At 52.7% G+C, this 23,211-nt stretch carries 24 protein-coding genes; 17 read left to right on the top strand and 7 right to left on the bottom strand.

Annotation, left to right across the window (positions count from 1 at the left end; genetic code table 11):
• Positions 1-148: 148 nt before the first annotated feature.
• The 3 genes from RSX24_RS01580 to RSX24_RS01570 all read left to right on the top strand — a co-directional run bounded on the left by RSX24_RS01580 (position 149) and on the right by RSX24_RS01570 (position 3,495).
• Positions 149-1,603, top strand: a complete 1,455-nt coding sequence (locus RSX24_RS01580) for a nicotinate phosphoribosyltransferase (protein WP_236417181.1) — start codon at positions 149-151, stop codon at positions 1,601-1,603.
• Positions 1,604-1,842: 239 nt separating this feature from the next.
• The gene (locus RSX24_RS01575) at positions 1,843-2,862 is read left to right on the top strand and encodes an acrylyl-CoA reductase family protein (protein ID WP_343259506.1); all 1,020 of its coding nucleotides are present in this window, start codon (positions 1,843-1,845) and stop codon (positions 2,860-2,862) included.
• 72 nt (positions 2,863-2,934) lie between these two features.
• Entirely contained in the window at positions 2,935-3,495 is a 561-nt protein-coding gene (locus RSX24_RS01570) for a hypothetical protein (RefSeq protein WP_343259505.1), read from the top strand.
• A 44-nt stretch (positions 3,496-3,539) separates the two neighbouring features.
• Here RSX24_RS01570 and RSX24_RS01565 read toward each other — a convergent pair whose 3' ends face one another.
• A complete protein-coding gene (locus tag RSX24_RS01565) occupies positions 3,540-4,058 on the bottom strand; it encodes a MogA/MoaB family molybdenum cofactor biosynthesis protein (protein ID WP_236417186.1) in 519 nt (172 codons plus the stop codon).
• Positions 4,059-4,465: 407 nt separating this feature from the next.
• Here RSX24_RS01565 and RSX24_RS01560 point away from each other — a divergent pair, with 407 nt between their 5' ends.
• The 6 genes from RSX24_RS01560 to RSX24_RS01535 all read left to right on the top strand — a co-directional run bounded on the left by RSX24_RS01560 (position 4,466) and on the right by RSX24_RS01535 (position 10,823).
• Positions 4,466-5,551 (top strand): CobW family GTP-binding protein, encoded by a 1,086-nt coding sequence (locus tag RSX24_RS01560; RefSeq protein WP_236417188.1) that lies wholly within the window; start codon positions 4,466-4,468, stop codon positions 5,549-5,551.
• Between the two features lie 498 nt (positions 5,552-6,049).
• Entirely contained in the window at positions 6,050-7,771 is a 1,722-nt protein-coding gene (argS, locus tag RSX24_RS01555; RefSeq protein ID WP_343259504.1) for an arginine--tRNA ligase, read from the top strand.
• A 12-nt stretch (positions 7,772-7,783) separates the two neighbouring features.
• Positions 7,784-8,812 (top strand): ATP-binding cassette domain-containing protein, encoded by a 1,029-nt coding sequence (locus tag RSX24_RS01550; protein ID WP_343260055.1) that lies wholly within the window; start codon positions 7,784-7,786, stop codon positions 8,810-8,812.
• Complete coding sequence (locus RSX24_RS01545; RefSeq protein ID WP_236417191.1) at positions 8,809-9,519, top strand: hypothetical protein; 711 nt, start codon at positions 8,809-8,811, stop codon at positions 9,517-9,519. Before RSX24_RS01550 ends, RSX24_RS01545 begins: the two co-directional genes overlap by 4 nt.
• A gap of 101 nt (positions 9,520-9,620) precedes the next feature.
• A complete protein-coding gene (locus RSX24_RS01540; protein WP_339277531.1) occupies positions 9,621-10,175 on the top strand; it encodes a hypothetical protein in 555 nt (184 codons plus the stop codon).
• Between the two features lie 3 nt (positions 10,176-10,178).
• The gene (locus RSX24_RS01535) at positions 10,179-10,823 is read left to right on the top strand and encodes a YdcF family protein (RefSeq protein WP_343259503.1); all 645 of its coding nucleotides are present in this window, start codon (positions 10,179-10,181) and stop codon (positions 10,821-10,823) included.
• A 98-nt stretch (positions 10,824-10,921) separates the two neighbouring features.
• Here RSX24_RS01535 and RSX24_RS01530 read toward each other — a convergent pair whose 3' ends face one another.
• Complete coding sequence (locus tag RSX24_RS01530; protein ID WP_343259502.1) at positions 10,922-13,021, bottom strand: ABC transporter ATP-binding protein; 2,100 nt, start codon at positions 13,019-13,021, stop codon at positions 10,922-10,924.
• An 11-nt stretch (positions 13,022-13,032) separates the two neighbouring features.
• On the bottom strand, positions 13,033-14,778 hold the full coding sequence (locus RSX24_RS01525) for an ABC transporter ATP-binding protein (RefSeq protein WP_339277537.1): 1,746 nt from the start codon (positions 14,776-14,778) through the stop codon (positions 13,033-13,035).
• Positions 14,779-15,265: 487 nt separating this feature from the next.
• Between RSX24_RS01525 and RSX24_RS01520 the strand changes: the two genes are divergently transcribed.
• Both RSX24_RS01520 and RSX24_RS01515 read left to right on the top strand, forming a co-directional pair.
• Entirely contained in the window at positions 15,266-15,562 is a 297-nt protein-coding gene (locus RSX24_RS01520; RefSeq protein WP_236417196.1) for a HesB/YadR/YfhF family protein, read from the top strand.
• 49 nt (positions 15,563-15,611) lie between these two features.
• Positions 15,612-16,058 (top strand): NUDIX domain-containing protein, encoded by a 447-nt coding sequence (locus RSX24_RS01515; RefSeq protein ID WP_236417197.1) that lies wholly within the window; start codon positions 15,612-15,614, stop codon positions 16,056-16,058.
• Between the two features lie 162 nt (positions 16,059-16,220).
• Here RSX24_RS01515 and RSX24_RS01510 read toward each other — a convergent pair whose 3' ends face one another.
• From RSX24_RS01510 to RSX24_RS01500, 3 genes are all read right to left on the bottom strand, one after another.
• Positions 16,221-16,733: an ADP-heptose synthase gene (locus RSX24_RS01510; RefSeq protein WP_236417198.1), complete on the bottom strand. Its 513-nt coding sequence runs from the start codon at positions 16,731-16,733 to the stop codon at positions 16,221-16,223.
• Between the two features lie 162 nt (positions 16,734-16,895).
• The gene (locus RSX24_RS01505) at positions 16,896-17,339 is read right to left on the bottom strand and encodes a DUF441 domain-containing protein (RefSeq protein ID WP_236417199.1); all 444 of its coding nucleotides are present in this window, start codon (positions 17,337-17,339) and stop codon (positions 16,896-16,898) included.
• A gap of 5 nt (positions 17,340-17,344) precedes the next feature.
• Positions 17,345-18,343, bottom strand: a complete 999-nt coding sequence (locus tag RSX24_RS01500; protein ID WP_343259501.1) for a YpdA family putative bacillithiol disulfide reductase — start codon at positions 18,341-18,343, stop codon at positions 17,345-17,347.
• Positions 18,344-18,537: 194 nt separating this feature from the next.
• Between RSX24_RS01500 and RSX24_RS01495 the strand changes: the two genes are divergently transcribed.
• From RSX24_RS01495 to RSX24_RS01475, 5 genes are all read left to right on the top strand, one after another.
• Positions 18,538-19,131 (top strand): DUF2087 domain-containing protein, encoded by a 594-nt coding sequence (locus RSX24_RS01495; RefSeq protein WP_236417201.1) that lies wholly within the window; start codon positions 18,538-18,540, stop codon positions 19,129-19,131.
• Positions 19,132-19,610: 479 nt separating this feature from the next.
• Positions 19,611-20,693, top strand: a complete 1,083-nt coding sequence (gene rsgA / locus RSX24_RS01490; RefSeq protein WP_343259500.1) for a ribosome small subunit-dependent GTPase A — start codon at positions 19,611-19,613, stop codon at positions 20,691-20,693.
• Positions 20,694-20,767: 74 nt separating this feature from the next.
• Positions 20,768-21,106, top strand: coding sequence for a L,D-transpeptidase (locus tag RSX24_RS01485; protein ID WP_236417203.1), 339 nt, complete (start codon positions 20,768-20,770; stop codon positions 21,104-21,106).
• Positions 21,107-21,193: 87 nt separating this feature from the next.
• The gene (locus RSX24_RS01480) at positions 21,194-21,754 is read left to right on the top strand and encodes a GNAT family N-acetyltransferase (protein WP_343259499.1); all 561 of its coding nucleotides are present in this window, start codon (positions 21,194-21,196) and stop codon (positions 21,752-21,754) included.
• A gap of 130 nt (positions 21,755-21,884) precedes the next feature.
• Positions 21,885-22,037, top strand: a complete 153-nt coding sequence (locus RSX24_RS01475; protein WP_236417205.1) for a hypothetical protein — start codon at positions 21,885-21,887, stop codon at positions 22,035-22,037.
• A 162-nt stretch (positions 22,038-22,199) separates the two neighbouring features.
• Here the strand turns inward: RSX24_RS01475 and RSX24_RS01470 are convergent, their stop codons facing one another.
• Entirely contained in the window at positions 22,200-22,439 is a 240-nt protein-coding gene (locus tag RSX24_RS01470; RefSeq protein WP_236417207.1) for a hypothetical protein, read from the bottom strand.
• 422 nt (positions 22,440-22,861) lie between these two features.
• Between RSX24_RS01470 and RSX24_RS01465 the strand changes: the two genes are divergently transcribed.
• Positions 22,862-23,182: a hypothetical protein gene (locus tag RSX24_RS01465; protein ID WP_236417209.1), complete on the top strand. Its 321-nt coding sequence runs from the start codon at positions 22,862-22,864 to the stop codon at positions 23,180-23,182.
• Positions 23,183-23,211 lie beyond the last annotated feature (29 nt).

Genomic DNA, 23,211 nt, shown 5'->3' with positions numbered 1-23,211 from the left:
GCCAATGATTTGATTTAAAACAAACCATGTTAGCGGAGACTCGATTGTTGTTTGGACATACAGCAACAGGATAGAGTCTCCACCATGATGACCCGTGTTTGTGGACAGGATCCATGGACATGAGCGGAAGTCGGAAAGGATGAGACAAATGCAGACTAGCCTGGCGTTACACACGGATAAGTATCAAATCAACATGATGTATGCGCACTGGGTCAATGGAACTCACAAACGGAAGGCGGTGTTCGAAGCATACTTCCGCAAGCTTCCTTTCGGAAACGGTTATGCCGTATTTGCCGGATTGGAACGCATTGTGAATTATATCAGCCAGCTTCGCTTTACGATGGAGGACATCGAATATTTATCCAAACAACAGGAAAACTACGATCCGGGCTTTCTTGAGGAACTGCTTCAGTTTTCATTCAAGGGAACCATTCATTCCATGAAAGAAGGAGCATTGGTTTTCCCCGACGAACCGTTGATTCGGGTCGAGGGCTCCATTATGGAGGCACAGTTGGTGGAGACGGCCATCCTTAATTTCATGAATTATCAGACATTGATTGCGACCAAGGCATCCCGGATCAAACGGGTGGCGAATCAGGACACTCTCCTGGAGTTCGGCACGCGCAGGGCACAGGAGGCGGATGCGGCCATTTGGGGAGCGCGCGCTTCATATATTGCCGGCTTTCATGCCACGTCCAACATGTTGGCGGGAGAGCGCTTCGGCATCCCGACGGCGGGAACGCATGCCCATTCCTGGGTGCAAACGTTCATGAGCGAGCAGGAAGCTTTTGATGTGTATGCCAAAGTCATGCCCGATCAAGTCACGCTGCTGGTAGATACATTCGATACATTGAACAGCGGTGTGCCTCATGCGATCAAGACGGCCAAAATGCTTGAAAGCCAAGGCAAACGCATGAACGCTATTCGTCTTGATAGCGGAGACCTTGCTTATTTGTCGATTCAAGCCAGACAGATGCTGGATGAGGCTGGATTGGACTACGTAAAAATCGTGGCTTCCAACGATCTGGATGAGAACACGATCTTTAACCTGAAGGCTCAGGGCGCGCGTATCGACACATGGGGTGTGGGTACGCAGTTGATCACGGCTTCGGATCAGCCTTCGCTCGGCGGTGTATACAAGTTGGTGGAGCGTGAAGTGGAAGGCGGCATGCTGCCGACGATCAAAATATCCGCAAATCCGGAAAAAGTATCGACGCCGGGGAAAAAGGAAGTTTTTCGAATCGTCGACCCGAAGCATGGCAAAGCCATTGCCGACTACATTTGTTATCCCGGAGAAGAACAGCCGGTTCAGGGCGGTCCGCTCAAACTGTTCAATCCACTTCACCCTTATCTGAAAAAGACGGTAACCCGCTATGAAGCGGTCAACATGCTGGAGCCCATCTTCGTGGATGGACAGCAGGTTTATGAACTGCCTACGCTGGATGACATTCGCAGATATCATGAAGAACAGCTTGACCTGTTCTGGCCGGAATATTTGCGCAAACTCAATCCGGAGATTTATCGCGTGAACATCAGCCCTGCGGCGTGGAACATGAAGCAGAAGCTGATTGCGGAGCATGTGCATTCGCAGGAAGAGTTTTAATAATCAAGGCTGGGCATGACCTGAAAGCTTGTTAGGGGTCATGCCTTTTTGATATGTGTCAAAAATCATGGACGGGGACTCCGCAAAGTACGGTATACTATCCCTTGATTCCACCCTGCGAAACATTTCCCGGGAAAACCCGGCAATGCCTGAAATGTTTCAATCCGGTGCTGCCAGGGGATGAAAGTAACAGAAGCAGTCCATGAGTCCATCATTTAAAATATAAGGAGAAGATCTCTATGAATACATCGTTTCCAGCTTATGTCGTACGTCAGGATGAGCAGGGCCGCGTTCACGCAGCGATCGAGCAGCTCCGGAAAGAAGATTTGCCGAACGGCGACGTCAGCGTACACGTCCAGTATTCGAGCGTCAATTACAAAGACGGCCTTGCTGCCGCTGAGAAAGGTGGAGTGGTACGCCATTATCCGATGGTTCCGGGCATCGATATCGCGGGGGTCGTCGAAGAATCAGTCAGCGGCAGCTTTGCTCCCGGAGACCGGGTCATTAGTACGGGGTATGAACCAGGGGTTTCCCATTTCGGGGGATTCAGCAGATATGCGCGTCTGAGCAGTGAGTGGCTTGTGCCGCTGCCTCCGGGATTAAGCGAGAAGGAAGCGATGGCGATCGGCACGGCGGGTTTTACAGCGGCCCTCTCTGTGGACGCATTGCTGCATGCTGGCGTGAAACCGGCTATGGGGCCGGTGTTGGTTACGGGCGCCACGGGCGGCGTCGGCAGCATGGCCGTTGCGATTCTCTCACGGTTAGGCTTTGAGGTGACGGCGAGCACGGGGAAAAAGGCAGAGCAGGAACCGCTGCTGAAACGGCTCGGGGCAGCGCATGTCATCTCAAGGGAAGAAGCAGACGCACCGGCCAAGGGAGCGCTTGGGAAACAGTTATGGGCCGGGATCGTAGATCCGACCGCAGGAGCGGGGCTGGCTGAACGGTTGAAGCACGTCCGTTATGGCGGAGCTGCTGCCGTATCGGGATTGACGGGCGGGCCGTCGTTCGAATCGAGCGTGTTTCCTTTTATTCTGCGCGGCGTGCAGTTGATCGGGATCGATTCCGTGTATTGTCCGATGGAGCGCCGGGAACGGATCTGGAAGCTGCTCGGCGGGCAATGGAAGCCTGAACGGGCGCTTGAGCTCGGCATTCAAGAGATTTCCTGGGCACAACTGCCCCAGACGCTCGAAACGATTCTGAAAGGCGGGGCAGTGGGCCGATCCGTGCTGAACACGATGACGGAGCCGCCGATGGAATAAAACGATGGGACAGCAGGCATGCTAACTCTACCCGAAGTGTACCGATTCAGGTCGCTGGAAAGGAAGAGAGGCATGGATTTCAAGCAATGCAGCAAACGAGCAAAAGCAAGAAAGGGAAGACGGCTGCGATCAGCCATTATTCTAGTGGGAATATGCATGTTGGTCATGTTGGGAGCGTGTTCGTCTTCTTCGCTGAAGCAGGAGCGCAAAATATATTCCGGACAGTCGGCAGAGGAAGGCAATATACGGGCGCAAAATCAAGGCCAAGGATTAAACGGGCCTCTTTTGGAGGAGCTTGAGAAGGAATTCTCGGCCAAAGGCATCAAGCTTATGAACACGATGACAGCAGATGACGGTCAAGGCGGTGTTGCCTATATGGCTTTGCTTGATGGGGATGGTCGGCATGTGGTCAAGGTGCATATATTTCGCGATGCTGGCATGAGATCTGCGGAAATGTATGAAATGGTAGGTCATGCCGGTGACCAGGCAAACGTGGACAATGTGTTGGGACATACGACCATGCTGAGCAAAGGGCATGTTGCCATGGTTTATACAGCTGGCGGGGGCGAGAGGGACCGGTACGAAAAAGAGGTTCTCGACGTGTTCCATCATGTGCTGGATCAGATCCATTAAACAGAGGGATCCCCTGTGCGAATTACGAAAACCCGTCTGATTTGTCAGACGGGTTTATATATTTCGCGCATGACATGCCGCAGCTCGGGCAAAATAATTTTTTCCATGGCCAGCTTGACGGCCCCTCTCGAGCCAGGCATGGAAAAAACGGCTGTGCGGCCGATCGTTCCGGCGACGGCCCGGCTAAGAATGGCGGCAGAACCAATGTCCTCTGTATAGCTGAGGAAGCGGAAGATTTCCCCGAATCCGGGCAGTTCCTTATCCAGCAGCGAAGATACGGCTTCATACGTCGTATCTCTCGGCGCAATACCTGTTCCGCCGCTCATCAGAACCGCTTCGATATCATCCCGCACAGACGCATCCTGCAGGATGGCCTGAATGCGCTCTGTCTCATCCGGCGTAATCAAATATTCGACGACCTGATAGCCTGCTTCGGTCAAAAGCTGATGCATCAGCTGACCGCTCGCGTCGGTTTCTTTGGTTCGCGTATCCGATACGGTTACGATCATACACGAGACTGAATCCGGAGCTTCTTGGCGATGTTGTTCCACGGAAGTGCTCATCCTTGTTATCCTCTCCTTAATAGGCTGTATCCCCATAGCATAGACGATTATTGGACATCAGGCAATGAAGCTCGCTTCCGTTTGCATGTTGCGCAGGCTGCCGGGGTTGGTGTACACTCGCTAGGATGGCAAAATCATGCGATGAAACTGTGCTATATAGATTGAACCGGAAATTTACACGATAACGAAGAGGGCAGAAAGAATCTGGAGAAGCGAAGCGGTCGCTTAAAAGCTTTCTGTAAGAAAGCTGCATCGGAAGCATAGGCTGATCACCGGATTTTCCCCTTGAAAAAGGGGATCAAAGAAATCTGGGGATAACAGCGATCGGAAGATGGTTCTGACCGCGTAGTGTCTCTGTGTAAAAATCATTGGTTCAACCTATATAGTTCGTGAGAGAGGTGCAAACAATGAACAATCAACCATCGAATCAAAGTCAGGATCGATCCGTTCCTGTATACATATTGTCGGGATTTCTCGGAAGCGGCAAAACGACGCTGCTCGTTCAATTGCTGGAGCATTGGAAAAAGCAAGGATTGCGGCCGGCGGTCATCATGAACGAATTGGGCGAAGTGAATCTGGATGGCCAGGTCGTCGACGAATCCGTGCCCATGGCCGAAATGCTTGGGGGCTGCATCTGCTGTACCGTGCGCGGGGACCTTGGACTTCAGCTATCGGAATTGATTCAGACCGAGTCGCCGGATGTCATCATTATCGAAGCGACGGGTGCTGCCAATCCGATGGAAATTTTGGACGGTGTGACGGAAACGTCGCTGTACATGCGCCTTGAGCTTAAAAGCCTGATCACCGTAGTGGATGCCGCGCACCTATGGGGCCTTCATACGGAGCAGAAGGGGAAGACGTTCCGCCTGATGCAGGACCAGATTCGCTGTGCATCCGTGCTGCTCCTGAACAAAACGGACCGGGTCAACGACCGCGAGCTTGAAGAGCTGCAGCAATTGCTGGCGAAATGGAATGCGTATGCTCCCGTCATCGGCACGGTGAAATGCCAAGTGGACATGGACTTGCTGCTGCGTGCGGGAACAGGCGTGCAGAGCCCATCCCGATCTCTGACGGGGAACGAACCCGATTCCGATCATGGATCGGCGGATTCGCATGTGCATACCGCCGAATGTGCGCTGCACGGCTGCAGTCATGGTCATGACAAACACGATCATGCCGGTCATCGGCATGAAGCGCATGCTTCGCACGAACATGTGATGGTATATACGCATTACTTTACCAAACCCGTCAACAGCGAAGCGTTCGAACGCTTTGTTGCGAATCTGCCACGGGACGTATATCGTGCAAAAGGGATTTTAACGTTCAGCGATACGGCGAGCCGGTTCTGGTTCCAGTATGCCTATCAGGAATCGGATTACATGAAAATTAATCCGCAGGGACAGGTACCCAACGTTGCCGTATTCATCGGGGAGCATTTTGAGCAGGGGGCCATTCGCGAGCAGCTGCTCGCATTGGAAGGCACAGCAGAGTAACATGACGATGCGTTTTTTTCGGATGGCGATACACGGAGCCAGCGCGGAGACGGATTGAATGCACCCAGGCTGTTTCCTTATGGCTTTCGCGAGATAGAACGCGGAGGACGGTTGCCAAACCGGCACATGGTCTGTATAATGATGGAAATGAATTGCATATTGATGATGATCGATGATCGGGAGAGTAACCAGAATCATGCATGACAGCGAGCCGGAGCGGGTGGAAGCCGGTATGCCGTGACCTGTGCGAACCGCACCCGTGAGATGGTCGTCCGAACAGTGCTGTTTTGCGTAAAATGGGGCGGCAGCGGAAGAGGGCGATCCGGTTGGCGACCGTTACTCGCATCGAGCGGAACAGCGAACTCCTGAACGAGGTTCAGGCGTGTTGTTTACTTAGAGTGGTACCGCGGGAACTGTGATTACAGCTCTCGTCTCTGATATGGAGACGAGGGCTTTTCTGTTTTCCGGGGAAGTGATGACGATTAAGGAGTGGTTAACATGTTAAAGAAACAGGCAGCGCTGTTGTTGTCTCCCTTGACGGGATTGGACGAAATGGAAGTACAGAATATGCTGGAGGTGCCGCCGCAACCGGAGATGGGTGATCTGGCCTTTCCTTGCTTTGCATTGGCCAAATCGCTTCGAAAAGCTCCGGCAGCCATCGCAGCTTCGATCGCGGAGTCGTTACAAGGCAGCGGGATCGAAGCCGTCAGTGCAGGTCCATATGTCAACATTCGTTTTAACAGAGTCGAAGCGGCTGCGTCCATGTTGAACGAATTAATGAAGCCCGGATTTGGCAAGCTGGATCTGGGTCAAGGCGAGCGAGTGGTCATTGACATGTCTTCTCCCAATATCGCGAAGCCGTTCGGCATCGGGCATTTGCGCTCCACGGTGATTGGGGCTGCGCTGTATCGGATGTACCAAGAGGCAGGTTATGCCCCTGTCAGCGTGAATCATTTAGGAGACTGGGGAACCCAGTTCGGCAAACAGATTGCCGCATATAAGCGTTGGGGAGATGACGAGGCTTTGCTGGCAGAGCCAATTCGGACGTCGCTGGAGCTCTATGTCAGGTTCCATGAGGAGGCGGAACAGGATCCGTCCCTGGAGACCGAGGCACGCGAGTGGTTCCGCAAGTTGGAACAGGGGGATGAAGAAGCCCGTAAATTGTGGTCCTTTTTCGTGGAAGTCAGCATGAAGGAATTCGACCGCATGTACGAACGCTTGCATGTGGCATTTGATTATACGCTCGGCGAAAGCTTTTACAATGACAAGATGGGTGCCGTCGTCGAGGAACTGCGGGACAAAGGTTTGTTGGAAGAGAGCGACGGCGCGCTCGTCGTGCGATTGGATGAAGAGAACATGCCGCCATGCCTGATCATCAAGCAGGACGGCACCACCATTTATCCTACCCGGGATCTGGCTACGGCCGTTTATCGCCATGATGTGATGAAGGCTGACAAAATGCTGTACGTGGTCGGCGGGGAACAGAAGCTGCATTTTCGGCAGGTGTTTGCGGTGCTTTCGCGAATGGGGCATAAATGGTCCGCTCACTGTGAGCACATTCCGTTTGGATTGATGCGGTTTGAGGGACGCAAAATGTCCACTCGCCGCGGAAAGGTCGTTTTCTTGCAGGAGGTGCTGGACGAGGCCGTTGCCCGCGCCTCCCGCATCATTCAGGAGAAAAACCCGGGATTGGCCAATGCGCAAGCCGTGGCGGAAGCCGTCGGCGTCGGAGCCATCGTGTTCGGGGACCTGCGCAACAATCGCTTGAACGACGTGGACTTTTCGTTGGAGGATGCCGTAAGTTTTGAAGGTGAGACCGGGCCTTACGTGCAGTACACCCATGCGCGGATCCATAGCGTGCTTGCCAAAGCGAAAGTGGTTGCTGGCCTGGAGCGGGACGACGATTCCGCCGCAACGCCGGAAGCAGGACAGGAGCAACCGGGAGCGGAAGAGATCGGCGATGCCGCATGGACGCTGCTCAAATTGTTGTCCGAATATCCGCAGCATCTGGAAAAAGCCGTTCAACGCAACGAGCCGTCCGTGATTGCCAAATACGCCATCGATGCAGCACAAGCCTTCAACCGCTTCTATCATGCGGAACGAATTGCCGATGCTGCGCCGGAAGTGCGTCGATTCCGCATCGCTTTGGCCGAATGCACGGCCGAGCGATTGGCCCGGAGCCTGTATCTGCTTGGCGTTCAGGCTCCCGAACGGATGTGACCCGGATTGGCCATGAACCGAACAGCAGCGTATAATGACGCAAAAAGGTTGATTTCGCTTCGGCAGGTGGGCAAACGACTCGATGGTTCCCAAGTATTGAAAGATATTGATTTGGAAGTGCATGAAGGACAATGCATCGTGCTGGTCGGGAGAAACGGCTCCGGCAAAAGCACGCTGCTGCGTGTCATCGCAGGATTGCTGAATCCCGACCAGGGCACGATGCATTGCAAACGGGAAGTCCCGGTCAGGTATGCGCCTGATCGGCTCGTGCGGTTGCCGTTTACTTCATGGGAATATCTGTGGCAAATGGGGCGCATTCAAGGGATCCGTCCCGGGGCATTGCGCAAAATCATTCATGAGCAGAGTGACAGGCTTGGCCTTGAAGGAGCACTGGATCAGAAGATGTCCTCGTTATCCAAGGGCACGCTTCAGAAGGTCAACTTGCTGCAGGCACTGCTCGCCGGGCCAAGGGGGCTATTGCTGCTGGACGTACCGCTGTCGGGACTTGACGCAGCGGCTCAGGAAGCCGTCATTTCCATCGCAAGGCAATGGAAGGATGCGGGGGCTTCCATCATTACCGCCTGTCATGAGCCATTGTTTATCGAACGCTTGGCCGATCAAGTGGACGTCTTGCAAGCAGGGGACATCATCCGCCGATGGGAGCGTGCCGACTTCATATTGCCAGAGGCTCCGCTCGTTTATATTCATAGCCTGCTCCCGCATCCGGTACAGTCCCAGCTATTCGAAGGACCGATCCGGTTGGCCGGGCAAGAAGGCGTGCTGCACGTTCGGCCTGAAACGGGCGGCGGGGCATCGGACGGACGCTGGGTGTGGAAGGTAACCCGCCATGCTTCGGACCGGATCATCGCTATGCTGATCGATGCGGGCGGTTCCATCGAGAGCGTACAGCAAGAACGTCAGCAATTGAATATGGAGCGATTGATCAAGGGCGAGCATCCGGCAGCCATGGATGACGACAACGAATCGTGCAATGCCTCCGGCGTGCATGCGGCAAGCCCGATGGACGGAGGTTGCCGATGACTGCGTTGACCGTTTACATGTTGAAGCACTACATCCGTTCACAGCGGTATTTTGCGCCGGTTGTATTTTACTTGTTTGGCATGCTGCTCATCTACTCGTACAAACCCAACCCGGTTGCCGACAGCTATAGCGTTACGGCCATGCTGCTATTTTTCGGCGCAGCCTGGCTCGCCGTGACCGTCATGAACACGGAACCCGCGGGTCAGAAGCAACTGTTGACGATACACGCCGGAAGCAAACGCAAGGTGGCGTGGGGGCAGTTGTTTTGCGCCGGGATAATGCAGTGCGGGCTGGCAGCCCTCACGGTGTTCTATCCGGTTGTGACCGGTATGTTTGAACGTCCCCCAACCGGCGGGGAGTGGGCGATGGCTTGGCTGGGACATCTTTCGCTCTGCATGTTGGGTCTTGGAATCAGCGTTTTCTTTCAAAGGTCATATGTGCCGCTGCTCAGCCGAAGCCTGCCTGCGTTGATTGCCGTTCTGCTGCTATCGAATGTGCAGGGCTCGTTAAGCGATCATTTGCCGCAATCGCTGCAGTGGATCAGCGTTGTTTTGCCACCGGCTTTTTACTTGATCCGGGAGATGATGTTGTTTGAGAATGCGGGGATCGGGACGATGGTGCTGCTGACGCTGTGGGCGACAAGTTATGCTGCGCTGCTGCTGGCCATTCATCTATGGATGTCGGGACGAAGGGATATGCAGCAATAAGTTGGCATACTTCAAAGCTTGAATGTTGCTTCCGGTTTGGTTACGATATAGGAATCATCGATTCCTGCAGACCGTATCCAGGGATAGGAAAGGGGCCATTCATGCCGCACACGGACATTCCGCAAGGCACCATGCTGGACGGGGAACATTCCAGAGAGTTGTTCGCTTATTATGGACTGGCCGTATACTACGGGCAGGCGTTGGAACAACAGTTGGTCAATCTGATCTTGCTGACCAAGATGTCTCAGGGCAAGGGGATGTCCGACGAAGAACTGGAAGACCTGTATGAACGGAAAATGAGCAGCTCGCTGGGACAACTGATCCATGAAGTACGCCATCATTTTCATTTTTCGGAGGATGAGGCCCGGCAGCTTAACGCCATATGGAAACAACGCAACAGCATCGTCCATCATTATTTCAAAGAACGCATTCACGAGACGTTCAGCCCGGAGGGCCGGGGACGCATGATCAAAGAGTTGGAAGAGTTCAAGGACCGCGCCCAGGAGCTCGAGCATACCCTTCAGCAATATACGGGAGCCTGGCTGGCCCAACTGGGATTGAACGCCGAGACTGCGGCGGCACTGCAGCGGCTTGAGCGCATGCATGCCGAAAGCTGCAGTGATTGTGATTATTCGCAAGAAAAGGAAGAGCAGTGAAGCATGACTACCGATGAACTCAGGTTTAGCCATAAGAAAAACCACAAACGCCGCCGATTTGCGCTCATCCTTGCCATCGTAATCATGGCCGGATTCCTGTGGACGGCAGTGACGGCAGCGGGCATCGTCGATTACGCCGATGAGGAGTCTGCAAGACATAGCGATGCAGCCATCATCCTCGGCGCTGCCGTTGCAGGCGATCAGCCTTCGCTCGTATTTCGCGCCCGGATCGACCATGCGATCATGCTCTACAAGCAGGGTACGGTCGGTAATCTTATTTTTACGGGCGGCTCCGCCGGTCCAGGGTTGCCCACCGAAGCCGAGGTGGGGCGTGATTATGCTTTGGCGCAAGGGGTAGACCCTGCACGAATTCAAATCGAAACCGAGTCCGCCGTCACGGAAGAAAATTTGATCTACGCGCTTGCTGTCGGAGAAGCAGCGGGATTTCAAACGTATACCATCGTTAGCGATCCCTTGCATATGAGGAGGTCCATGAAGTTGGCCCATCAGCTTGGCATGGATGCTGCTACTTCGCCAACGCGTACGTCGGCTTATGAGACGTGGAGAACCAAACTGCCTTTTCTGGCAAGGGAAACGGTGTTAACCATGGGGTACACGGTGAAAGGATGGATGTCCCCCTCCCGTTAGATACGTTGAATTCAACACAAAAAGACAAACCTGGGTCCTCGTTAGGGATCACGCGGTTTGTCTTTTTGTTTCGGGTCATTCGTTGGATTTCAAGCAGATTAAGCCTTGCCACCCGCGAACGAAGCAGAAGCCGGTACGGCTTGTGCCAGATTTCCGAGATGCTCGGTGTCCCCGGAAGGAGCGGCTGACGCCCCTTGCTGCAGCTGATACATCTGGTAATAACGTCCTTTCAGTTCCATCAACTCATCATGCGCGCCTTGCTCAACAATTCGGCCGCGATGCAGGACGAGGATCTGGTCCGCTGAACGAATCGTGGAGAGACGGTGGGCGATAATGAACGTCGTCCGTCCTTTTTTAAGCACCTCCAGCGCGCTCTGGATCAGCGCCTCCGTCTCGGTGTCGATGTTGGCGGTCGCCTCATCCAGAATAAGAATGGCTGGATCGAAGGCAAGCGCCCGGGCAAAAGAGATGAGCTGGCGCTGTCCAGCGGATAGGGTGCTTCCTTTTTCGATGACGGGTTCGTCGAATCCTTGCGGCAGATGTGCCAGAATACGTTCCGCTCCGACGTCGCGCAGCGCCTGCTCGATTTTCTTGCGGCTGATGCGCTCATCGCCGAGACTGACGTTGGAAGCGATCGTTCCCGTGAACAGATAAGGGTCCTGCAGCACGATGCCCATATGTTGGCGGATCCACTGTTTGGGCAGGTCTTTCACGTTTTGCCCATCAATCGTGATCCTGCCTTTTTGCGGGTCATAGAAACGGAACAGCAGGTTGATGATCGAGCTTTTGCCCGAACCGGTATGGCCGACAAGCGCTACCGTCTGACCTTGCGAAGCCTCAAACGAGATGTTGTTCAGCACATAATCTTTTTTGTAGGCAAACGATACGTCGTCAAAGACGACATTGCCTTTGTACCTTGGCATGGAGCCATCGGTGACCTCTTCCCCCTGTTCATCCATCAGCTCGAACACACGGCCTGCGGACACGAGGGACGAATCCAGGTTGGCCAATTGGTTGACCATGCCGATAATCGGTTGGAACAGGCGGCCGAGCACGTCAACGAACGCATACAGCACGCCGAGCGATACGATGCTCGTTCCGCCTCCCACTACGCTCGAGCCGAAGTACCAGAGCACTACCGCAAAAGCGAGGTTCCGGATCACGTTGACCAGATTGTGCGAGGTGAAGGCATTCAAGTTCAGCATTTTGTTCTGGTGTTTCATATAGTCATCGTTCAAATCTTCGAATTCTTGCCGGGTTTGCTTTTGATGACGGAATACGCGAATGATGGACATGCCTTGGATCGATTCGTTGATGATGGCATTAATCTCGCTCAGCCTGGAACGAATGATCGTATTGTAACGGGTGGCGAACTTCCGGTAAAGGACAATCCAGGCAATCAGCATCGGCACCACGAACAGCGAGATCAAACCTAGACGGAAGTCAAGCAGGAACAGGGCGACATACACCCCTGCAATCGTGATGATGCCCGAGAAGAAGTTGGACAATACCGCCACGAACAAGTCTTTCACGGCTTCGGTATCATTGGTGACTCTGGAGACGACCTTGCCTGCCGGCAGGTTATCGAAGAAATGAACCGGCAGGCGCTGAATATGCGCATATACGTCGTTTCGCAGGCGTTGAATGACTTTGTTGGCCGAAGATTGCAACCAATAGGTTTTGCCGAATTCCATAATAATGGAGATGACGAGGAAAATCAGATAATACACGATCAGTTCATAGATGCCGGGCATTTCCGGTTTATAAAAGGCATACAGTTCACCCGCAGATAACGGCGCTGCCGCGTATTGCCCGACCACCTCGCCTCCCCGTGCAATCGTCAGCACGCCGTCCGCGTAGGTGCGATCGCCATCGGGCGTGCTTACGGCTTCGTTGACAAAGTAAAAGCTCGTTCCAGCTTGAAGCACGCGAACTTCCGCACCTTTGGCTTCGCCCGGTTCAAACTTGCCTTCTCGTTTATAATATTTGCCGTTGTAGGCCGCTGCCTCCGAGGAGGCAGTCGTTTCATAGAATGGCTGCTCGACCGCGAGCAAATGATTGTCGATCATCGATTTGGCGATAAAGGGACCTGCCAGCTCGGCCGCTACGCCAATGGTAAGCATAATCAGAGCGGCAATAAACGTGCCTTTGGCCTTTAGGGCATATTGGAACAGCCTTTTGCCTGTATTGGATTTCAAGTTGTTACCTCCTACGTGGACAGATTGGATTCCACCTGTTGCCGTTCATATTGTTCGCGATACCAGCCGTTCATGGCCAACAACTCTTGATGGGTACCTTCTTCCGTAATTTTCCCGTGTTCGAGCACGATGATCCGGTCGGCATGTTCGATGGCCGACAGGCGATGGGTTGAAATCAGCGTCGTTTTGCCCGAACGTTTGCTGCGAATGTTCTCGATAATTTTAGCTTCCGTGCGGGCGTCAACCGCAGACAAAGCGTCGTCCAGAATCAGGATGTCCGGATCGGCGATAAAAGCACGGGCCAGCGATACCCGCTGCTTCTGTCCGCCGGACAAAGCAATGCCTTTTTCGCCCACAAGGGTGTCCAGACCGTCGGACAGCGTTCCGAGATCGCCGTCGAAGGCAGCCGTGCGAATGGCCTCCATGATCTCCTCGTCATTTGCTCCAGGCTTGCCGAACTGGATGTTTTGCCGCACCGATTTGGAGAACAGGATTTGTTCCTGCGGAACGTAGCCGATCCAGCTGTGCAGCTGATCCTTGGCGATATGCTGGATCGGTTGGCCGGAAATGGTCAATTGTCCGTCGCCGGCAGGATATTCGTGGAGCAGCTGTTTGAGCAGTGTGGATTTGCCGCTGCCCGTGCGCCCGACAACGCCAAGCGTCTGGCCGCGCTTCAACGTGAAATGAATGTGGCTCAGATTGTCTACCGTCGAAGTAGGATAACGGAACGTCACATCGTTCATGACGATCTCATCCGGAACCTCAATGTGAACAGGACGCTCAATGTCCTGCACGTCAGGTTCGACATGCAGCGTTTCGTTGACCCGGTCGAGAGAAGCGCTGCCCCGCTGCATCAGGTTGATCAGTTCGCCGATGGCAAACATCGGCCAGATCATCATCCCGAGGTACATATTGAACGATACGAGATCGCCAAGCGTAATTTCATTGTGGAACACAAGATAGATGCCGTATGCCAGCGCAATGACGTAGCTGAGTCCGACGAACAATCGGATTGTTGGTTCGAACAAGGCATCCATCCGTGCGACGGACAGGTTTTTCTGATACACGTCTTCGGTGACGTCGGCAAACCGCTTTTGGTCCAGCCGTTCCTGAACGTAGGCCCGGACAACGCGGATGCCCGCAATCGATTCAAGCACTTGATCGTTCATGTCCCCGAAGGCGTCCTGCGCAAGCGTGTAGCGTTGATGAACGGCTTTGCCGTAAATCATCATGGCCAGCGCGATGAACGGCAGCGGCAGGATGGCCGCCAGCGTCAGCTTCCAGCTGACGAGAAACCCCATTGCAAAGAGCACGGTTGCCAGAAAAAACGTGGAATCCGTCAAGGTCAGCATGCCAAAGCCGGCCGTCGTGGCGATGGATCGTAAATCGTTGGTGGCCCGGGCCATCAGATCGCCGGTTCGGTTTTTCTCGAAAAAGGGCGGTGTCATCCGCAGCAAATGGTCCATAAATCGCGAACGCAGCAAGCGCTCAACCAGGTTGGCGCCGCCAAACAGCTTATGCATCCATATGTACGTAACCAGATAAATCAAAACGATCGTACCGATAATGAGCAAAATGTAACGGGCCAGCGACGCGCTGGTGATTGAACCGCGTACAATCTCATCAATGGCATTGCCAAGTAGACGAGGGGGCAGCAGCTCGATGACGCCGACCAGGATGAGCAGGATCACGCCGATCAGGTAGCGTTTGCGCTCGAGCCGGAAGAACCAGCCCAGGTTTTTCAGTACAGAAAACAAAGTATAATCCCTTCCTTTCATGGTGTGTACATGCGTTTTTCTGTTCATGTTGACCGAAACATATCCAAAAAAAAACACACCGCACGCAGGCGGTATGTTTGGGATATCTTCCATACGGCAGCATGACTCCGAGAGCAGAGCCACCGCCGTACACCGATTACAATATGAAAAGACAGAACAGCAGTCAGAAATTAATGAACTTCTGTCACGCAATCATAGGTACGAAATAACAACAATTTCGGGGATGCTCCGGTATTCAATTGTGTGTGCAGTCCATCCAATGTATGCAGTATAAACACCGTGATCACCCTTTCATTTGGAAATAAATTCAATGTTGAACTCGTATGTTTGCATCTTACCATCGCCTTTTGCCATCTGTCAAATGATTTTCACAACTTTATTTGCCTATTCGGCGTGCATCGGGTTTGTGTTGAACACATTCTAGCGATATGATGGAATATATATAGAGATAAGGAGCTGACACCGAATGAGTGCCATACATGTATCTGATCGTGCCGCAAAATGGTACAAGGAAGAACTGAGTTTGAATGAAGGGGACAGCATTCGTTTTTTTGCGCGTTACAGTTCGGGGGGCGGTTTGCACCCGGGATTTTCTTTGGGCATCGCCGTCGAGGAACCGAAACACCCGGCCGAACAGACCGAAGTTTCGGGAATCCGGTTTTACATGGAGGAACATGACTACTGGTATCTGAAGGGGCATGAGCTTCATGTCGATGTGGTCGAAGAAGGTCAGGATATCGCATACCGTTACTCCGAAGTTTGAGACGTTTGATGTTCTTCTCATGACTGTCTTGAACAGGAGGGGATAAAAGGTGAATCCGCCAGTCCGTGACTTGGCCCAGTACATTGCAAATCGTTCCCGCATCGTTGTAAAAGCAGCGATTCGGGCAGAGAACGAACAGGGAGAACTGTTATTGATCCAGCATGCCGAGCAAGGACCCTGGGGGATTCCGGTCGGAAAAATGCGTCCAGGGGAAACCGTCGAGGATGCAGCTTCCCGCGAACTGTGGGAGGAGACAGGATGGACGGCCAACGGCATGAGCCTTCAAGGATTATACTCGGGTCCGGAATTTCGGCAGCTGCATTCGAGCGGAGACGAAGATTATTTCGTCATTGCCGTGTTCAGGGCATTCATCGTTCAGGATGAACATGTACGTTCGAGGCTGGATAGTGCAGTGGGCATGAATTTTTTTGCTTCGAATGCATTGCCGCCTCTGAATGAAATCAGCAGACGGCTGCTTGAGCTATCAGACGACTAAGATACAGGAACGGCAGCTCGCTGCACCAAAAAAAGTCCTTCCAGGCCGGAAGGACTTTTTTTGGTGCTTAATGACGCAGCACACCGATACGGAGAAAGGAAGACATTTCAATGCCTGTTCCTCCTGCGTTATTTTCGGAAGGTGTGTCCTCGAATTGGTGTTCTACACCAGATCCAGAGGTTCATCGTCCATGGCAAAATCAAAATCGTCGATATCAAACACTTGCACCGGAGCGGAAGACTCGATGATCCGGGCGATGAAATCAACCTGATCCGTGAGAATCGGGGTGTTCAGACGCTGGGAGGTGAGCAGCAGCTCCGTTTCGATCGGATCGAAGTATTCGCCATACTGGGCGGTGTCCACCGCATTGACGATGGAGATCGATACTTGATCCCCGAACAGGATCGAAGGGCTTTTTCCCCAAGGGACAAGCAGGGCACGCTCTATTTTTTTCTTGTTGAGCGGTTCTTCGAAGTAACTGATCAACTCATTGACCTTGGCTTTGACGTGCAGATCGTCTGCCGTATTGTCCATGAGCGGATCGGAGCTGGTTTGAAACTCATACAATTCCAGGACGGCGGTATATGGAACGATATATTCAACAGGCGCGGGTGGCGCGAGCAATTGACCGTAAATCGCCACCATCACGGCTTCCGTAACAAACTGACGTGACATGGGTTCTTGAATCCTCCTGCGGCCGGGTTAGTAGTTGCAATGACAGCGATGTCGAACAAGGAATATGCTCCAAGCAGTCGACCATGCGATGCATGAATAGAAGTATATCATACAACGATGGAAATTACAGCCAGACTACAGGGGGCAAGCGCCTATTTTCGCTTATGATTTGCCGAGAAGGAGCGAAAGAAGCCCTGCGGCGATGAGCGGTCCTACCGGCACGCCCTTGAAAAAGGCTACACCCAAAACGGTACCGATCAGCAATCCCGCAACGACCGTTGGTTGGGCCCCCATCAGCGTGGCTCCGCGCCCGCCCAGATAGGCCACAAGGATCCCTACGCCGATGGCCAGCAAAGACTTCCAGTGCAGGAAGGAAGCGCCGATGGTCTGCATGCTGATCTTGCCGCTGGCGAGCGGTGCCATGACTCCGATGGTCAATACAATGATGCCCACGGTCAGTCCGTACTTTTCAAGCCAGGGAAAAGCCTGATGCACGTTAAGCACGCGCAGAAGCAGCAGAAACACCATCGCCACCGTGACAGGAGCGTTGCTGCTAATAATCCCAAGCGCGGCGAAGGCGAGCAGCAGGAGGGAAGTCATGTCCATGGCTTTCATTTCCCTTCGGGCTGCCTTTGGTTTTGACGAATGATATGTTCGGCAATATACTTGCCATGCCAACGTCCCGATTCGATGAAGACTTCATTGGCATTGCGTCCGGATGCGATAACGCCTCCGACATAGATGCCAGGCACGCTGCTCTCCATCGTTTGCGGATCATAGACCGGTTTATCCATGTCCTCCGACATTTGCACGCCAATCGAGGTCAGCAGCTGGCGGTCCGGGCGGAAGCCGGTCATGGCCAGCACGAAGTCGTTGTCGAGTCGGCTGGTGGAGCCGTCGGCATGAAGCAGCGTCACGGCGTCGTCCAAAATTTCGGAGACGCGGGACTCAAGATGCAGCGTGATGAGGCCTTTGTTCACCATGCTTTCAAACAGCGGGCGCACCCATGGTTTGATATGCTCGGACAAGCCGGTTCCGCGATAGACCATATCGATTTGCGCCCCTACACGAATCAGCTCCATCGCCGCATCGACGGCCGAGTTGCTGCCACCGATAATGGCGACGCGTGTACGCGTGTACGGATGCGCTTCGCGGAAATAATGAGTGACTTTTTCTTTGTCCTCTCCGGGAATGCCCAGATAATTGGGATGGTCGAAATAACCGGTAGCCACGACGACGTTGCGTCCTTCATGGATGGTCACTTGACCCCGTCGGTTCACCGTATGTACCTCAAAGGTTCCGTCTTCCTTGCGTTTGATTTCCCGGGCCTCTTCATAGTTGTGGACCCGCAGCCCATAATGTGCGGCAACCTTGCGATAGTAAGCGAGCGCTTCGTAGCGGAACGGTTTGTCGTTGGGCGAGCTGAACGGAACGTTTCCGATTTCCAGCAGTTCCGCCGTACTGAAAAACTGCATGTGCGTCGGGTACAAATAGATGGAATGTACGATATTGTGCTTCTCTACAATGACGGTCGACAATCCGAGCCGCTCGCATTCAATGGCGGCAGACAGGCCACAGGGGCCTCCGCCGATAATGATGACGTCTTCCATATTCTATATCCTCCTTCATGTCAAGCACTATTATCCTACCGCAAAAGTAGGAACAATGCCAGTTTGCGCAAGGTTTTTACGCAGAAAAAAGGGCTCGGCGGCATGCGTTTATCGATTGACATGGCTTAAAATAAAGACTAACATAAAATTAGATGTTTATCTAATTTGAAGAAAATGCAAAAGGGGGAGATTGGATGCAGCTTGAGAAGATCGTAGCTTACCACAAGGCATTGGCCGATCCAACCCGGCTCCGCATGTTGCTGCTTTTGTCCCAAGGAGAAATGAATGGGCAGGCGCTTGCCGAAAGGCTAAACCTGTCCCAGCCCACGGTGACGCACCATGCCTCGAAATTGAGGGAAGCGGCACTAATTAAGGAGCGCAGGGAAAAAAATACGGTGTATTTTACGTTGAATCCTTATTTTATCAAGGAACATGCGCAAGCATCGGTTGATTTTATTTTCAAAAAGGAGGCTGCAGGGGATATGAGTGACGTAAATGAAACGCTGAAAGCTTCGGTCATGCGGAATTTTTATGCCAAGGACGGGCGGCTGCGGCAAATTCCGGCGCAATACAAAAAAAAGCTGATCGTGCTCGAACATATGGCGGAGCAGCTTGAATTCGGGCGAAAGTATTCGGAGAAGGAGATCAATGAGTTCATCAAACAATATCACGATGATTTCGCGACCATCCGTCGGGAGTTCATCATGCATCAGTTCATGTACCGGGAGGACGGCGTATACGAGCTGAATCCGAAAGAAATGTGGACACGTTGGGACGAGGTGCGCTAAAAATCGCTTGACAATGACGGGGATGGATGTGTAACATGTTGGATAAATCTACAAGGGAGGCGATGTTATATGACAGCTCTAATTGCAGTATACGCATATGGGAACATGAATATCGTCTCCGGAACGGATCAAGGCATATCGTTTATACGTATGGGCTAAGTAAGTCCCAGTCGTTGTTTGCTTAGGCGAACCATATGCAGCGAGAAGCTACGGGAGACGGCCTGTGGCTTTTTTTGTCGTCATCGGAGTTTGCACGGAAGCGGCAAGTTCTCTTTTCCATGGTATGAATGGTGAAGTTTCTGCTCTCTTCAAGTGCATCTTCTGTCGGCAAGTTTTACAGCCACGGGTTCATTGTGCCCGTGGCTTTTTCTTGTTTTCGTGCCGGAGACGTGTCCGGTCGGCTGTTTCATTGAAATGAAAATCATCGCATGAACATTGAAATGAAAATCATCGCATGAACATTTGGGAGGAATTTGATTTTGAATAAAGTATTGGATAAGTATGGATGGTCAACGTCATGGGAGGAAGCATGGAAGAGTTCCGGCATCGGAGTACCGCCAAGAGTGCCCGCAAGAGTGATCGCAGACCATGGACAGCTGCAGCGACTGCTGACAGAATCGGGGGAATGCTGGGGCAAAGTATCGGGGCGAATGCGTCATGAAAGCGCGGAGAGCGGCGAATTGCCGGCAGTGGGAGATTGGGTTGCGATTACGGGCGAGCCTGGCGAGGAAGCGGTCATTCATGGCATCCTTCCGCGTCGGAGCCGGGTATCCCGGCAGGCTGCCGGTCCGGTGACCAAGGAGCAATTGATCGCGGCGAACGTCGATCATCTGCTCATCGTGGCTGCCTTGAACCATGATTTCAATCTGCGGAGGCTTGAGCGTTACCTGATCATGGCTTGGAATGGCGGGGTAAACCCGGTCATCATTCTAAGCAAAAGCGATCTGTGCGACAACGTGCATGAACAGGTTGCGAAAGTGGAGAGCATTGCGCCCGGCATTGAAGTCATTGCATTGTCGGCAGTGACGGACCAGGGCAAGGAGCAGCTGGATCGGCTGCTTCAGCCTGGGAAAACGGTCGCTCTGACGGGATCTTCGGGAAGTGGAAAATCGACCATGGTGAACTGGATCATGGGCAAGGAAGTGCAGCTCACCCAACAAGTGCGGGAAGCGGATAGCCGCGGGCGGCACACGACGACCCATCGCGAGATGTTTGTGCTTCAGCAGGGGGCCGTATTGATCGATACGCCCGGAATGCGTGAGCTCCATTTATGGGATGAAGGAGAGAGCGGGTTGTCGCAGGCTTTCAGCGAGATCGAGCAGTTGGCTGCCGGCTGCCGGTTCCAGGACTGCAGCCATACCCGCGAGACGGGGTGCGCCGTGAAGGAGGCTGTTCAGTCAGGAGCCCTGGATAGCAAAAGACTGGATAATTATCTGAAAATGCAGAGAGAGTTAATGTACCAGCAGCGCAAAGAGGAAACGGCAGCCAAACGAAGAGCCTCCGGCAAATCGTCCTCTTCTCGCAAACCCAAGCATGCCCTGCGTGCGAATGACTGGGATTGATCCGGGAGGATTGGGGTCAAATTGGCGCCAGTACCGGTGCACCGGCATAAGATAGAGCCGGGAGGTGTTTCAGCATGCCTGATTATCGTATTATCGTGGACCTTTCGGATCATATGTTATATCTGCTGGACGGGGATCAAGTCGTGAAGGGGTACCCGGTAGCTATAGGCAAAATGTTGACGGAAACGCCAACGGGAGAATTCACGATCATCAACAAACAGGAAAATCCCGGAGGTCCTTTCGGCGTTCTTTGGATGGGCCTGTCGGCTCCGCATTATGGCATTCATGGCACAAACGATCCTTCGTCCATTGGCAAATCGGTGTCGCATGGCTGCATTCGCATGTATAATAGCGATGTGCTGGATCTTTCTTCCAAAGTTGGCGTAGGCACAACGGTAACGATCCGGCCTTAGGGCCGGATATGCAGCAAAGCATGCGCACTCATAGGATCATCCACGAACCGACTATAGCAGTAATAACGGAAAAGGAGGAGTGGAACCATGCTTATTCGACGAGCTTGTGCAGGTGACGAACGCCAGATCGCCCATGTACATACCGAGAGCTGGAAGACGACGTATCGGGGGATCGTGCCTGATGCATTTCTGGACCGTCTGACGATCGAATCGAGATTGCCTCAATGGGAGCAGGCGCTCTGCGAGCAAGGCGAGGAACGGATTGTGCTTGTTGCGGAACAGGAAGACGGGACGATTGTCGGCTTTGCTTCAGGAGGAAAGGAGCGCGAAGGAAGCCTGCCTTACGAAGGAGAGCTCTATGCGCTCTACATATTAAAGGCCATGCAGCAAGTAGGAATCGGACGGCAGCTTGCGACGTCGATGGTTCGGGAATTGCAGCAGCTCGGCATGGGGAGCATGGTCATCTGGGCGTTGGAGCAAAATCCGGCTTGCCGTTTCTATGAAAAGATGGGCGGGAGGCCTGTACGCAAGCAGCCGATCACCATTGCCGGACGAGAACTGGTGGAAGTGGCGTTTGGATGGAACCGTTTGGAACCGTTTGGGAAGGGCATGAAAATGGCTGATGATGGCGAGCCTCGAATCGATTAAAGTCGAATGGCGTTGGATGATAGATTCAGGAAAAAAAAAGGAATTCGAACCGGTTTGGTTCGAAATCAATCCGGTTATTTATCTTACACGGCCATTCATCCGTTAATCCATGGTAAAGGGGCTTGAATCGATGTCCATCGACCGCTTTATTCTGAGAAAGCTGAGCAACTGTCGGGAAGCAAACACGCGCGACAATCTGGTCCGCCTGTTTCTCATTCGCATCCACAGGGCCGAAGCAGCGGAGGGGCAAGAGAACGTATACGAAATCGGGAGACGGCGTTAAGAAGCATGAAGGCAGACTATGGCAAGGGGTTTGGGGCGTCAGGGATCGATATGAACAAAAAAGGAAGCGCGTCCTTTAAGGATGCCTTCCTTTTTTGGGCTGCGGTTGAGGACGGTCGTCCGAACCGCGGCGTATCATCAAGTTTAGGGGCTTTTGAGTCTGTTAGTACAAGGACAGGGCCAGTGAATCATTTTCGCTGCGGCTGTGCAGAATGGCTTCGCAACCGACGATTTCGATGCTGATCAAGGATTGCAGGCATTTTTGCAAAGCTCGTTTACCGTTGCTGATTTTATGCTCAAGGGCATTGCTAAGCAGTCTTAATGTTTTCTGCACAGGTTGTTTGTTTTCTTGATTAAAGTATACAGGGATGGATTTGTTTTGAAATGTAATTAGTGTTCTCACTAGAAATCACCTCACAAGAGTTATTTCATATTGGTAATAGTAAATTCCAATGCTTAAAATTACCTTAAAATCAGCTTATGAAAACATAAAGGCGCTTAATGTTTGAAAAGTGTTCACAATTCGATTGTGGGCAAAGCAATCCCGGCCGACCCGAAACCGGGAAATTCATCCCTATTCCATCGCAGTGGTTTTCAATTTTTCGCATCCCTGCAAACCTAAACGCGTGGCCTGCCACAATAGTTCTGAGACCAATGGACGATATTTTAATGCTGGGATGGGTCATACGTAACAAAAACATAGGGTGTACATTGCCAATACGGATTTTATGTAAGAAAATAGGATTGCAATGCTGATTTGCCGCTTTTTTTTGATCTATTTTGACATTAGGACATTTTACATATGAGACCATCGGAGGGATTACGATGATTCTAACCGTATATTCCGGACGTGCGGAAAGCGAATGGTTTGATGTCGACGTGCCGGATGAATGTACGATCGAACATCTAAAAACGCTGCTTGGTGTCCGCATATATGGACAGGCCCCCGGAGATGGCGTACAGTACATCCTCGAAGCCAAATTTCCCGAAGGGTTATGGTTCACGCCGCACAATGCGCAGCAGTTGATCGAGACAGGCCTGCGTCAAGGGAGCTGCGTGCGCGTCCAACGGGCTTTCTCGACAACGACCGAAGAGGCGCCTGTGTATGGAAGGCGTCCATTGTTCCAACAGGAAAGCAACAAATGAAAGCCCGGAACGTATACATTTCAGGAATG

The organism is Paenibacillus hubeiensis (assembly GCF_032334105.1).
Classification (GTDB): Bacteria; Bacillota; Bacilli; order Paenibacillales; family Paenibacillaceae; genus Paenibacillus; species Paenibacillus hubeiensis.
Note: the sequence above shows the minus strand (reverse complement) of the source record. Positions and strands in the feature narration are given on the sequence as shown.

Bases quoted from the DNA above. Each gene is read 5' to 3' on its own strand.
- RSX24_RS01580 (WP_236417181.1), top strand. From the start codon at position 149: ATGCAGACTAGCCTGGCGTTACACACGGATAAGTATCAAATCAACATG.
- RSX24_RS01575 (WP_343259506.1), top strand. From the start codon at position 1,843: ATGAATACATCGTTTCCAGCTTATGTCGTACGTCAGGATGAGCAGGGC.
- RSX24_RS01570 (WP_343259505.1), top strand. From the start codon at position 2,935: ATGGATTTCAAGCAATGCAGCAAACGAGCAAAAGCAAGAAAGGGAAGA.
- RSX24_RS01565 (WP_236417186.1), bottom strand. From the start codon at position 4,058: ATGAGCACTTCCGTGGAACAACATCGCCAAGAAGCTCCGGATTCAGTC.
- RSX24_RS01560 (WP_236417188.1), top strand. From the start codon at position 4,466: ATGAACAATCAACCATCGAATCAAAGTCAGGATCGATCCGTTCCTGTA.
- argS (WP_343259504.1), top strand. From the start codon at position 6,050: ATGTTAAAGAAACAGGCAGCGCTGTTGTTGTCTCCCTTGACGGGATTG.
- RSX24_RS01550 (WP_343260055.1), top strand. From the start codon at position 7,784: ATGAACCGAACAGCAGCGTATAATGACGCAAAAAGGTTGATTTCGCTT.
- RSX24_RS01545 (WP_236417191.1), top strand. From the start codon at position 8,809: ATGACTGCGTTGACCGTTTACATGTTGAAGCACTACATCCGTTCACAG.
- RSX24_RS01540 (WP_339277531.1), top strand. From the start codon at position 9,621: ATGCCGCACACGGACATTCCGCAAGGCACCATGCTGGACGGGGAACAT.
- RSX24_RS01535 (WP_343259503.1), top strand. From the start codon at position 10,179: ATGACTACCGATGAACTCAGGTTTAGCCATAAGAAAAACCACAAACGC.
- RSX24_RS01520 (WP_236417196.1), top strand. From the start codon at position 15,266: ATGAGTGCCATACATGTATCTGATCGTGCCGCAAAATGGTACAAGGAA.
- RSX24_RS01510 (WP_236417198.1), bottom strand. From the start codon at position 16,733: ATGTCACGTCAGTTTGTTACGGAAGCCGTGATGGTGGCGATTTACGGT.
- RSX24_RS01505 (WP_236417199.1), bottom strand. From the start codon at position 17,339: ATGGACATGACTTCCCTCCTGCTGCTCGCCTTCGCCGCGCTTGGGATT.
- RSX24_RS01500 (WP_343259501.1), bottom strand. From the start codon at position 18,343: ATGGAAGACGTCATCATTATCGGCGGAGGCCCCTGTGGCCTGTCTGCC.
- RSX24_RS01495 (WP_236417201.1), top strand. From the start codon at position 18,538: ATGCAGCTTGAGAAGATCGTAGCTTACCACAAGGCATTGGCCGATCCA.
- RSX24_RS01485 (WP_236417203.1), top strand. From the start codon at position 20,768: ATGCCTGATTATCGTATTATCGTGGACCTTTCGGATCATATGTTATAT.
- RSX24_RS01480 (WP_343259499.1), top strand. From the start codon at position 21,194: ATGCTTATTCGACGAGCTTGTGCAGGTGACGAACGCCAGATCGCCCAT.
- RSX24_RS01475 (WP_236417205.1), top strand. From the start codon at position 21,885: ATGTCCATCGACCGCTTTATTCTGAGAAAGCTGAGCAACTGTCGGGAA.
- RSX24_RS01465 (WP_236417209.1), top strand. From the start codon at position 22,862: ATGATTCTAACCGTATATTCCGGACGTGCGGAAAGCGAATGGTTTGAT.